12 protein-coding genes are annotated in these 12,621 nt (G+C 36.5%); 7 read left to right on the forward strand and 5 right to left on the reverse strand.

Going from position 1 to position 12,621, the window contains the following annotated elements:
- Positions 1-89 precede the first annotated feature (89 nt).
- Entirely contained in the window at positions 90-956 is an 867-nt protein-coding gene (locus tag A6J74_RS24670) for a hypothetical protein (protein ID WP_001167326.1), read from the forward strand.
- A gap of 83 nt (positions 957-1,039) precedes the next feature.
- Positions 1,040-1,705: a potassium channel family protein gene (locus A6J74_RS24675; protein ID WP_001290442.1), complete on the forward strand. Its 666-nt coding sequence runs from the start codon at positions 1,040-1,042 to the stop codon at positions 1,703-1,705.
- A gap of 38 nt (positions 1,706-1,743) precedes the next feature.
- Here A6J74_RS24675 and rnjA read toward each other — a convergent pair whose 3' ends face one another.
- Both rnjA and A6J74_RS24685 read right to left on the reverse strand, forming a co-directional pair.
- Positions 1,744-3,411, reverse strand: coding sequence for a ribonuclease J1 (gene rnjA, locus A6J74_RS24680; RefSeq protein WP_000670378.1), 1,668 nt, complete (start codon positions 3,409-3,411; stop codon positions 1,744-1,746).
- Positions 3,412-3,415: 4 nt separating this feature from the next.
- On the reverse strand, positions 3,416-3,628 hold the full coding sequence (locus A6J74_RS24685) for a DNA-dependent RNA polymerase subunit epsilon (RefSeq protein WP_000576438.1): 213 nt from the start codon (positions 3,626-3,628) through the stop codon (positions 3,416-3,418).
- Between the two features lie 546 nt (positions 3,629-4,174).
- Here A6J74_RS24685 and A6J74_RS24695 point away from each other — a divergent pair.
- A complete protein-coding gene (locus A6J74_RS24695) occupies positions 4,175-4,948 on the forward strand; it encodes a Cof-type HAD-IIB family hydrolase (protein ID WP_000998284.1) in 774 nt (257 codons plus the stop codon).
- A gap of 59 nt (positions 4,949-5,007) precedes the next feature.
- On the opposite strand, the gene def is transcribed toward A6J74_RS24695, so the two are convergent.
- Positions 5,008-5,565 carry a peptide deformylase gene (gene def / locus A6J74_RS24700; protein ID WP_000957052.1) on the reverse strand — a complete coding sequence of 186 codons (558 nt, stop codon included), beginning with the start codon at positions 5,563-5,565 and terminating at the stop codon, positions 5,008-5,010.
- 168 nt (positions 5,566-5,733) lie between these two features.
- Positions 5,734-5,880 (reverse strand): YjcZ family sporulation protein, encoded by a 147-nt coding sequence (locus A6J74_RS24705; protein ID WP_000274562.1) that lies wholly within the window; start codon positions 5,878-5,880, stop codon positions 5,734-5,736.
- 514 nt (positions 5,881-6,394) lie between these two features.
- Between A6J74_RS24705 and pdhA the strand changes: the two genes are divergently transcribed.
- The 4 genes from pdhA to lpdA all read left to right on the forward strand — a co-directional run bounded on the left by pdhA (position 6,395) and on the right by lpdA (position 11,292).
- Positions 6,395-7,510 carry a pyruvate dehydrogenase E1 component subunit alpha gene (gene pdhA, locus A6J74_RS24710; protein WP_000536895.1) on the forward strand — a complete coding sequence of 372 codons (1,116 nt, stop codon included), beginning with the start codon at positions 6,395-6,397 and terminating at the stop codon, positions 7,508-7,510.
- Between the two features lie 3 nt (positions 7,511-7,513).
- The gene (gene pdhB, locus A6J74_RS24715; protein WP_000068163.1) at positions 7,514-8,491 is read left to right on the forward strand and encodes a pyruvate dehydrogenase complex E1 component subunit beta; all 978 of its coding nucleotides are present in this window, start codon (positions 7,514-7,516) and stop codon (positions 8,489-8,491) included.
- 93 nt (positions 8,492-8,584) lie between these two features.
- The gene (gene pdhC / locus A6J74_RS24720) at positions 8,585-9,874 is read left to right on the forward strand and encodes a pyruvate dehydrogenase complex dihydrolipoyllysine-residue acetyltransferase (protein ID WP_000863414.1); all 1,290 of its coding nucleotides are present in this window, start codon (positions 8,585-8,587) and stop codon (positions 9,872-9,874) included.
- 5 nt (positions 9,875-9,879) lie between these two features.
- The gene (lpdA, locus tag A6J74_RS24725) at positions 9,880-11,292 is read left to right on the forward strand and encodes a dihydrolipoyl dehydrogenase (RefSeq protein WP_000260107.1); all 1,413 of its coding nucleotides are present in this window, start codon (positions 9,880-9,882) and stop codon (positions 11,290-11,292) included.
- A 98-nt stretch (positions 11,293-11,390) separates the two neighbouring features.
- Here the strand turns inward: lpdA and A6J74_RS24730 are convergent, their stop codons facing one another.
- A complete protein-coding gene (locus tag A6J74_RS24730; RefSeq protein ID WP_000793843.1) occupies positions 11,391-12,608 on the reverse strand; it encodes a DHHW family protein in 1,218 nt (405 codons plus the stop codon).
- Positions 12,609-12,621 lie beyond the last annotated feature (13 nt).

The raw sequence follows: 12,621 nt of genomic DNA on the forward strand, positions 1-12,621 counted from the left end.
AATTATTTGACTAACTTATATATGTTTACTTTTAGTATGAAAAGTGTGTAAAATCAATGTGAAACATAGAAAAAAGGGTGGGGAATTACGTGCAAATTAGCAGTGCGATTTTATGTTTCGTCTTATATGCGTATGTTATTATTGCGGCGGTTTATTTTGGGATAAGTTTTTATGCCTATCGTCTAGTAGATAATAATGAATATGACGAAACATACAAATGGGTGAAGAGATATTTATCACCTGTACTAGAAATTATGAATGGGTTTGTGCTCTTTTTATTTATTGGATTAATTGCTTTCTCAACGAGTTTAGTAGGGAATAAAACTACATTATTTGTACTAGGTATCATTATTTTTATGCTGCTAGGTATACGAATTGGTAATACGGTCTTTTGGAATGAAAGAAAAGTAGATGGTTGGACGGGAATGTTAATCCCGTGTATGCTAGCTGCAATCGTGACAAATATAGAGCATGAATATTATCAATTACACTTTTGGCTTATTATCGTTTTAACGATTCTTTCTGTTTTGTATATAAGTACAGTAGTACTAACATACATTGCATATGAAAAAGGAGATGTTCAAGGTACCCGCTTCTTTAGAGGGCGAGCACTATTCTGGAGTGTGCCAACAATGGCGGTTATCGGGATTATTGCGATATTAGTGAATGGATACCAATTTTCTAATTGGCAACTGTTGTTAGAAAATTGGTGGATTTTCATCGTTTCATTTATTGCTTTTTTAGGCGCAACGCATTATTTATTCCATCAACATCATTACATATGGGCGCTTGTATTTGCTTTTACGCAGCTTCTATTTGCTTTTTTCGGCCAAGAAACGTTATTGTTCGTTTTTGAAACATTTAGTTCGTTTGGAAATATATTTGTATTTGGTATGTTACTTGTTGGTATCGCCTTTTATTTACAACAATATTTTTATATACAAAAACAAAAATAAGTATGATTTACACGTTTTTGTGACGTATATAAAGTATGTTACAATGAAAATACATAGTACTTGAAGTTATTGGAGGAATTCCTGTGAGTGAGAAAGAAAAAGAATTTGCTGTCATCGGGCTTGGGCGTTTCGGTGGAAGTATTTGCCGAGAACTAGCTCAATTAGGTATGGAAGTAATGGCAATTGATTCAGATGAGGATAAAATTAATGAGTTTGCAAATATAGCTTCACATGCTGTAATTGCAGATTCAACAGATGAGATGGTATTGAAAAGTCTCGGTATTCGTAATTTTGATCATGTAGTCGTTGCTATTGGAGATAATTTAAATTCAAGTATTTTAACAACGTTAATTTTGAAAGAGTTAGGTGTAAAAAATATTACTGTAAAAGCTCAAAATGACTATCATGAAAAAGTATTAAGTAAGATAGGTGCAGATCACATTGTACATCCAGAGCGTGATATGGGAAAACGGATTGCTAATAATATTGCATCAAGTAATGTATTAGACTATCTTGAGCTTTCAGATGAGCATAGTATTGTAGAGATTATTGCAAATAAAAAAATTGATGGGCACTCTTTAATTGAATTAGATATTCGTGCGAAGTTTGGATTGAATATTGTAGCAATTAAACGTGGTAAAGAAGTTATCGTCTCTCCTCGAGCTACGGAAAATATTCAAGCGGGGGATATATTAATTGTAATTGGTCATGATGACGAAGTAGATCGTTTTAAACACTTTTTAAGATAAGAGAAAAGGACAATGCCATGAAGGCATTGTCCTTTTTCTTATATTTCCATAATGATTGGTAAAATCATTGGGCGACGTTTCGTTTTTTCGTATAGGAATGGTGCTAATGTGTCTGTAATCTCATTTTTAATTTCAGACCATTGTGTTGTTTTCCGTTCCATTACTTTTTCTAAATGTGTTGTAATCAATGTTTGAGCATCGTTGATTAAATCGCTGCTTTCACGCATATAAACGAAACCACGCGAGATGATATCAGGTCCTGCTGCAACTTTAAATTCCTTCATATCAATGCTTACAACTACAATTACAAGCCCTTCTTCAGAAAGGATGCGACGATCGCGTAATACGATATTACCGATATCTCCAATACCATTTCCATCGATATAGACAGAACCAGATGGAATTTTTCCAGCTACACTTGCTTCATCTGAACGCAAGGCAAGAACATCTCCGTTATCCATGATGAAACAGTTCTCTTCTGGAATACCGCAATCATTCGCTAATTTCATATGCATACGTTGCATACGATATTCACCATGAATTGGCATGAAATACTTTGGTTTAATTAGACGTAGCATTAGTTTTTGCTCTTCTTGTCCGCCATGTCCACTCGTATGAATGTTTGACAGCTTGCCATGGACTACATTAGCACCAGCACGATACAACATGTTAATTGTACGGCTTACACTAATTGTGTTACCAGGGATTGGTGAAGAAGAGAAAACAACTGTGTCGCCAGGAATAATTTGAATTTGACGATGAGTACCATTCGCAATACGGGAAAGTGCTGCCATTGGTTCACCTTGACTACCAGTACATAAAATAACCACTTTATTAGCTGGTAGGCGGTTTAGTTGAGATGTGTCTATGAATGTATCTTTTGGACATCGGATATACCCAAGGTTTTGTCCAATCTCGATAGCTGCTTCCATACTTCGACCAAATACAGCTACTTTACGATTATTTTCAACAGCAGCCTCAACAACTTGTTGTAAGCGATGGATATTCGATGCAAAGGTTGCGAAGATAATACGACCTTCTACTTTGCGGAATATATCTTGAATACTATCGCCAACACGGCGCTCAGACATCGTAAAGTTTGGAACCTCACTGTTTGTACTGTCAGATAAGAGACAAAGTACACCGTCTTTTCCGATTTCAGCCATTTTTGTTAAATCTGCTGGCTCACCGACTGGTGTGAAATCGAATTTGAAATCACCTGTATGAACGACTTGTCCTTGAGGTGTTTTCACAACAACTCCGTATGAATCCGGAATACTGTGAGTTGTACGGAAGAAGGAAACAGATGTCTTTTTAAATTTAATAACATCATCTTCTTGAATTTCATAAAGCTTCGCTTTACGAAGTAATCCGTGCTCTTCTAATTTGTTTTTTATTAGTGCAATTGCTAATTTTCCACCGTAAATTGGAATGTTTACTTGACGTAATAGATAAGGGATTCCACCGATATGATCTTCGTGACCATGTGTAATGAATAATCCTTTAATTTTATCTTCGTTTCGCACAAAATAAGTGTAATCAGGTATTACATAATCGATCCCGAGGAGTTCGTCTTCTGGAAATTTAATTCCAGCGTCAATTATAATAATTTCATCTTGAAATTGAACAGCATATGTATTTTTACCGATTTCACCAAGACCACCGAGAGCAAAAACGGCAACTTGATCATTTTTTAGAAATTTCATATGGCTATACAATCTCCGCTAATACTAAATCAGCGTTTTGTTTTTCATATTCAAGATGAGCGCCAGTAACAGACTGAACAAACTCGATATTATATGCGAACTTATTTAATTTTTTACGAACATCCTTTTCAGACGTAGCCTCTAAATATACAACTTTTGTATTTTCACGTACTGGGACCTCAGTTAATTTTTCTTGATAAAATACTTTAAAAATCATTTGGAAAACCTCTCCTTGTCTATGTTTTGCATTATCTGTTACTTATTATAAAGCAAACAGTCACGATTTTCATGTTTTTTCGAATGAGAATGAAGAAAAAGCCCGAAATGGGCATAATTTAAGCGATTGTCTTCTTCCGGACTAAATCGTTTAAATAACGCTTAAGCTTTTTCTTCAGCTTCTTCAGCATGATTACTCCTTCCTTTCCTTATTCTAAACATGCATATTACTAGTGAAAACTCTATCTCTGACATAAGAAAGAGGGGAAAGTGAATGGAAAACCTTGTCCTTTCTCATACAGTGAAAGTTATTCTATAGTAACGATTAGTAGCCGTTAGTTATAGATATAGTATGAGGAAGAATGGAAAAGAAAATTCATTAGAACAAGTATTCACCTTTTTTACTAATATATATATGCATGTTTCATAAATAAGGTCAGAAAGTGAACGCTTTCTTCACAGATGTTTAATATGTTATACTTTTTTTTAGAATTTGAAAAGCGATTATCAAAATAGGAGTAAAGAGTGCCAGAAAGGGTTTTGACAAATGAATGATAAAATTGTCTTTTTTGATATTGATGGAACATTATTAGATCACGATAAAAAAATTCCGCAATCTACACGAGATGCAGTAAGACATTTGCAGGAAAAAGGGGTGCATGTAGCAATTGCGACAGGACGCGCACCGTTTATGTTTGAAGATATTCGTAAGGAACTCAATATACATAATTATGTTAGTTTTAATGGACAGTATGTTGTCTTTGAAGATGAAGTAGTATTTAATAATCCGTTACACCCAGCTGCCTTGCATAAGTTTACTCAGTTTGCAAAACAAGAAGGATATCCACTTGTATATCTTGACCATCAAGAAATGAGAGCGACAGTGGAATATCATGATTATGTGAAAGAAGGTTTTGGAAGCTTGCAGTTCGAGCATCCGGCATATGAACCTGATTTTTACGAAAAACGCGATATTTATCAAACGCTTCTTTTTTGTGAAGTAAATGAAGAGGAAAAGTTTATTAATCAATATCCAGATTTTCATTTTATTCGTTGGCATGCGTATTCAATGGATATCATTCCTAATGGTGGTTCTAAGGCAAAAGGGATTGAGAAGTTCATTGAAAAATTAGGATTTAGCCGTGAACAAGTGTATGCATTTGGGGATGGTTTAAACGATTTAGAAATGATTGAAGCAGTTGGGACAGGCATTGTGATGGGGAATGGTCATGAAGATTTGAAAAAACTTGCAAATCATGTGACAAAGGATGTAAGTGAAGACGGTATATATCATGGATTAAAATGGGCTGGCTTGTTATAAGTAAATATGGAACCCATTTCATAAAATAAAGGGGCGGGAGATTAATTCCCGCCTTTTTATTATTCGCGCTCTAAAGGTTTTGAATCATCAGGAGCGGCAAAAGGATTTTCTTTATTGATATGGTCATAGAACATAACACCATTTAAATGGTCAATCTCGTGCTGGAATACGATTGCTGGTAAACCTTTTAAACGTAATTTTACTTCTTCTCCGTTAATAGAAGTCGCTTTTACTGTAATTCTTGTATAACGAGGAACATAACCAGGTACTTCGCGGTCTACAGATAGGCAGCCTTCACCACCCTGTAAATATGTACGTTCAACAGAATGGCTAATGATTTTTGGATTGAATAATGCATGGCTATATAATGTACCGTCCGCATCGGTTACATGAACTGCAATCATTTTTTTTGAAACACCGATTTGCGGAGCCGCTAATCCGATTCCAGGGCGTAAACTATATTTTTCAGCCATTTCAGGATCTTGGCTATTTATTACAAATTCAATCATTTCTTTTAAGGTAGTTGTATCTTTTTCGCTTGCCGGTAATGACACCTCTTCTGCAACGTTGCGCAAAATAGGATCTCCTTCGCGAATAACATCTTTCATTGTAAGCATATGTAATCTCTCCTTTCCTCTTTAGTCTACCAAAGGAGATGGAAAAAGTCATCGGCAAGAAAGGGAAGGCATTTTGGAAATCGTTCTATTATAGAGTATTTATGTATGTGATAAACAGAAAAAGACGGCAAAGCCGTCTTTTTCTTTCCATAGTTGTTTCGTTTTACATTAGCGAATGCAAGCAGCACCAACGATAATTAAAAGAATAAACAACACAACGATTAAGGCGAAGCCGCGTCCAGACCCGCCACAAGAACCGCCATAACCGTAGGAAGGATATGAACAAGTTGGATAGCAATATGAGTATCCGTACATGAGATGACCTCCTTTATCATTTCCCGCTAATACTGCGGTTACTATAATGTATGGAAGAGAGGGGAGAAATGTATAGGTATTTACCTAAAAAAGGAAGGATAGTTTGTATATTTTTGTTACGAAGAGAGAAAAACTAAAGAGAATTAAATCGTTTACATATTATTCTAAGAGAAAAAATAAGTGAAAAAGGGAATAATATAACAGTAGGTCAACGCTTACTAATACAGATGTAAAAAATAAAAACACGTTTGTGTAGTAGAAACCTGCATATTATTTATAAAAAAACGTATTCAAAGTAATTGACATCGTAATTAGAATAGTTGTAAACTAAAAAACGTGATCAAGATTGTATTAATATGTTTCTGAAAAAACATTAGTACAGATTGTTAGGTACACAAAATTATTCTCAACCGACAGATAAACATGTTGGTTTACATCGTTGCGCTTTTTAAACTGGAAAATAGCCAGTGAAAGCGTTTCAGAATATGGTTCAAGAGAGGAAGAGGTGAACGGAATGGGTACTAAAACAAAAAAGACCCTATTTAATGTTGATGAGCAAATGAAAGCTATCGCAGCTCAATTTGAAACATTACAAATTTTAAATGAAAACGGTGAAGTTGTGAATGAAGCAGCTATGCCTGAATTATCTGATGATCAATTAAAAGAATTAATGCGTCGTATGGTGTATACTCGCGTATTAGATCAACGTTCTATTTCTTTAAACCGTCAAGGACGTTTAGGTTTCTACGCACCTACAGCTGGACAAGAAGCTTCTCAATTAGCGAGTCATTTCGCACTTGAAGCAGAAGACTTCATCTTACCAGGATACCGTGATGTACCACAATTAGTATGGCACGGACTTCCATTATATCAAGCATTCTTATTCTCTCGTGGACACTTCATGGGTAACCAAATGCCTGAGAATGTAAATGCATTAGCTCCACAAATCATTATCGGTGCGCAAATCATCCAAACTGCTGGTGTTGCGTTAGGTATGAAACTACGTGGTAAAAAATCTGTTGCAATTACTTACACTGGTGACGGTGGTGCTTCACAAGGTGACTTCTACGAAGGTATGAACTTTGCGGGTGCATTCAAAGCTCCAGCAATCTTCGTTGTTCAAAACAACCGTTATGCAATCTCTACTCCAGTAGAAAAGCAATCTGCAGCTAAAACTGTAGCACAAAAAGCAGTAGCAGCAGGTATTTACGGAATTCAAGTAGACGGTATGGATCCATTAGCTGTATACGCAGCAACTGCTTTCGCTCGTGAGCGCGCAGTAAATGGCGAAGGCCCTACTTTAATCGAGACTTTAACATTCCGTTATGGTCCACATACAATGGCTGGTGATGACCCAACTCGTTACCGTACAAAAGATATCGAAAACGAATGGGAACAAAAAGACCCAATCGTACGCTTCCGTAAGTTCTTAGAAGCTAAAGGCCTATGGTCTCAAGAAGTTGAAGAGACAGTAATCGAAGAAGCAAAAGAAGATATCAAACAAGCAATTGCTAAGGCTGACCAAGCTCCAAAACAAAAAGTAACTGATTTAATGGAAATCATGTACGAAAAAATGCCTTACAACTTAGCTGAACAATATGAAATCTACAAAGAAAAGGAGTCGAAGTAAGCCATGGCTCAAATGACAATGATTCAAGCAATCACTGATGCTTTACGCGTTGAAATGAAAAATGACCCTAACGTACTTGTATTTGGTGAAGACGTTGGTGTAAACGGCGGTGTATTCCGTGCTACTGAAGGTTTACAAGCTGAATTTGGTGAAGATCGTGTAATGGATACTCCACTTGCAGAGTCTGGTATTGGTGGACTTGCAGTTGGTCTTGCACTTGAAGGATTCCGTCCAGTTCCAGAAATCCAATTCTTCGGTTTCGTATTTGAAGTAATGGATTCAATTTCTGGTCAATTAGCTCGTATGCGTTACCGTTCTGGTGGACGTTGGACTGCTCCAGTAACAGTTCGTTCTCCATTCGGTGGTGGTGTTCATACTCCTGAACTACATGCTGATAGCTTAGAAGGATTAGTAGCTCAACAACCTGGTCTAAAAGTTGTTATTCCATCTACTCCATACGATGCTAAAGGTCTTTTAATCTCTGCGATTCGTGACAACGATCCAGTTATCTACTTAGAGCATATGAAATTGTATCGTTCATTCCGCCAAGATGTACCAGAAGGCGAATACACAATTGATTTAGGCAAAGCTGATATCAAACGTGAAGGTACAGATGTATCTGTTATCGCTTACGGTGCTATGGTTCACGCTGCATTAAAAGCTGCTGAAGAACTTGAAAAAGAAGGTATCTCTTTAGAGGTTGTTGACTTACGTACAGTTCAACCATTAGATATCGAAACAATCATCGCTTCTGTTGAAAAAACAGGTCGCGTAGTTGTAGTTCAAGAAGCTCAAAAACAAGCTGGTATTGCAGCTAACGTTGTAGCGGAAATTAACGACCGTGCAATCTTAAACTTAGAAGCTCCAGTTGTACGTGTTGCAGCTGCTGATACAGTATTCCCATTCTCTCAAGCTGAGAGCGTATGGTTACCAAACCATAAAGATATTGTTGAAGCTGTTAACAAAGTAATGAACTTCTAATTTTTAGCTTTTCATGTGCAAAAGAAATCAGCACATGCTGGTTTCTTTTGTACATATTCCATAATAATGAAATGAATCAGGGGGCTGAATTCCGTGGCATTTGAATTTAAACTACCAGATATCGGTGAAGGTATCCACGAAGGTGAAATCGTAAAATGGTTTATTAAACCAGGCGATGAAGTAAATGAAGACGATGTACTTCTTGAAGTACAAAATGATAAAGCAGTAGTAGAAATCCCTTCTCCTGTTAAAGGTAAAGTACTTGAAGTACTTGTAGAAGAAGGAACAGTTGCAATTGTAGGAGATACATTAATTAAATTTGATGCTCCTGGATACGAAAACCTTAAATTTAAAGGTGACGATCATGATGAAGCTCCAAAAGCTGAAGAAGCAGCAGTAGAAGCTCCAGCAGCGGAAGCTACTCCAGCAGCAACTGCAGAAGTAGTAAATGAGCGCGTTATCGCTATGCCATCTGTTCGTAAATATGCTCGTGAAAAAGGTGTAGATATTCATAAAGTAGCTGGATCTGGTAAGAACGGTCGCGTTGTGAAAGCTGACATCGATGCATTTGCAAATGGTGGACAAACTGTAGCAGCAACTGAGGCTCCAGCAGCAGTAGAAGCTACTCCAGCAGCAGCGAAAGAAGAAGCACCAAAAGCACAACCAATCCCAGCTGGTGAATATCCAGAAACTCGTGAGAAAATGAGTGGTATCCGTAAAGCGATTGCGAAAGCAATGGTTAACTCTAAGCATACAGCTCCTCACGTAACATTAATGGATGAAGTTGATGTAACTGAGCTTGTTGCTCACCGTAAGAAGTTCAAAGCTGTTGCAGCTGACAAAGGTATTAAATTAACTTACCTTCCGTACGTTGTTAAAGCTTTAACATCTGCATTACGTGAATACCCAATGTTAAACACTTCTTTAGACGATGCATCTCAAGAAGTAGTTCACAAACATTACTTCAACATCGGTATCGCAGCTGATACAGACAAAGGTCTATTAGTACCAGTTGTTAAAGATACAGATCGCAAGTCTATCTTCACTATTTCTAACGAGATCAATGATCTTGCTGGTAAAGCACGTGAAGGTCGTTTAGCTCCAACTGAAATGAAAGGTGCTTCTTGCACAATTACAAACATTGGTTCTGCAGGTGGACAATGGTTCACTCCAGTTATCAATCACCCAGAAGTAGCAATCCTTGGTATCGGCCGTATCGCTGAGAAGCCAGTTGTGAAAAATGGTGAGATTGTTGCAGCTCCAGTATTAGCATTATCTCTAAGCTTTGACCATCGTTTAATTGACGGCGCAACTGCTCAAAAAGCATTAAACCAAATTAAACGTCTATTGAATGACCCACAATTATTAGTAATGGAGGCGTAATAACAATGGTAGTAGGAGATTTCCCAATTGAATTAGATACAGTCGTTGTTGGTGCAGGTCCTGGTGGATACGTTGCGGCAATTCGTGCAGCACAATTAGGTCAAAAGGTAGCAATTATTGAAAAAGCTAACCTTGGTGGCGTATGCTTAAACGTTGGATGTATTCCTTCAAAAGCGTTAATCAATGCAGGTCATCGTTATGAGAATGCAATGCATTCTGATGACATGGGTATCACTGCAGAGAACGTAAAAGTTGACTTTACAAAAGTTCAAGAATGGAAAAACGGCGTAGTTAAGAAATTAACTGGCGGTGTTGAAGGCCTTCTTAAAGGTAATAAAGTTGAAATCATTCGCGGTGAAGCTTACTTCGTAGATGCTAACACATTACGCGTTATGACTGAAGATGCAGCTCAAACTTATACGTTTAAAAATGCTGTTCTTGCAACTGGTTCTACACCAATCGAAATTCCAGGATTCAAATACTCTAAACGTGTTATCAACTCTACAGGTGCTTTAAGCTTACCTGAAATTCCTAAAAAACTTGTTGTAATCGGCGGCGGTTACATCGGTATGGAATTAGGTACTGCATATGCTAACTTCGGTACAGAAGTTACTGTAGTAGAAGCTGGCGACGAAATCTTAGCTGGTTTCGAAAAAGCTATGAGCTCTGTTGTTAAACGTGCTCTACAGAAAAAAGGTAACGTAAATATCCATACAAAAGCTATGGCTAAAGGCGTTGAAGAAACAGAAACTGGCGTAAAAGTTAGCTTTGAAGTTAAAGGTGAAATCCAAACTGTAGAAGCAGATTACGTATTAGTAACTGTAGGTCGTCGTCCAAACACTCAAGAAATCGGTCTTGAGCAAGTTGGAGTTAAAATGACTGACCGCGGTATCATCGAAATCGATGAGCAATGCCGTACAAACGTATCAAACATCTATGCAATCGGTGATATCGTTCCTGGACCACCATTAGCTCACAAAGCTTCTTACGAAGGTAAAGTAGCTGTTGAAGCAATTAGTGGCCATGCATCAGCTATCGATTACATCGGAATTCCTGCAGTATGCTTCACTGATCCAGAATTAGCATCTGTTGGTTACACTAAGAAACAAGCTGAAGAAGCAGGAATGACTGTAACTGTATCTAAGTTCCCATTCGCTGCAAACGGTCGTGCGTTATCATTAAACAGCACTGACGGTTTCCTACAACTTGTAACACGTAAAGAAGATGGTCTTCTTGTAGGTGCTCAAGTTGCAGGCGCAGGTGCTTCTGATATTATCTCTGAGATTGGTTTAGCTATCGAAGCTGGAATGACAGCTGAAGATATCGCTCAAACAATCCACGCTCACCCAACATTAGGTGAAATCACAATGGAAGCAGCTGAAGTTGCTCTTGGAATGCCAATTCACATTGTAAAATAATAAAAAAACGTCTTCTAAATTTAGAAGACGTTTTTTTATGTATGTGTTATATGAATAGAAAAACAAGAGGTAAATCGGAATGAATCACCTCTTGTTTTTTATTCTTTATTTTCAAATTGATACATTTCTTTACTTGTACTAGTGTCATTATAAAGAAATAAGACGATATCAGCATTTAGTTTTTCAAGATCTTGTTTAATATTTTTACTTGCCCCAAATCGTGGATCAATAAAAGTTGTTTGTTCGAATTCTTGTGCGAATAAAGGATAAGTTGCATCTGCATAAGAATCTTTAATAATGACAGCATGCAATTTACTTTTTGCATTTGGATTTAAGATGTTAATCTGTGAATAGTCTGTTTGATAAACCGATGCATAGTCTGGTGAAAGCTTCTTTTTGTTCACTGCAAAGAATTCTTTCATCGGTATTTTACTTGTTTCTTCTGATTTTGGACCGAGATAGACAGTATAATTATCCCACACATTTGGGTTTTCTTTTAATTGTACATATGGAATTGTTTCAGGTGTTTTTATTAATTTGTATAATTGTCTATTCCAACTACCGATAAATTGCCCATTAGGTTCTTCTATAGTGGTTTTATAATCATCTCGATTAACAACATTTCCTGTAAATACTTTAGAGTGATTAGCAATGTAATTCATTGTTTGTTCATATGCATAAAACGCACCTTTCATATTCCAATGGTGATCCGTTTTAAAGTATAGTTCTTCTAATTGTTCGTGAGTAAATTCTTTTTGAATAGCAGGTAGAACATCAATAAATGGGAAATTTATTTTCTGTAATTCTTGTACAAAATAATCACGATGTTTTTGATCATACCCACGATCTACATATGGTGGGTACTTATACGAAAATGTCGTTAGTTTACTTGGAGCTAACAGGAAATAAAATTCTGTTTTTGTAAATTGATTTCTTAAGTTGTCTAGTTCACTTACAGATTGCTTTATTTGATCACGCATATCAATATTTGTAGGTGCAGACAAAATGAAACCGTCATCTGCGACGAAATTATTATTTACAAAAGTTCGATTGAATTTTAATTGTAACTTTGTGTAAGTTTCAATAAATTTATCTCGTGCGGCAATATGATCTGTAAAGTGTAATTCAGTATCTTTGAAATATTTTCCGGATTTTATAGTATCCATAGTTAGGACTGGATCTAAAGCTAATTCTCTGTTTTCAAAATTAGAAAAACTTTTTTTATCCCAATATATTATTTTGGCTGTCCATATACACATCCCGAAAATAATAGCGAGAAATCCAGTGATTAATATACGATTAGTTAAATTTTTCATAGTTAGCCCTCCT

Source organism: Bacillus sp. FDAARGOS_235 (assembly GCF_002073415.2).
Classification (GTDB): Bacteria; Bacillota; Bacilli; order Bacillales; family Bacillaceae_G; genus Bacillus_A; species Bacillus_A toyonensis.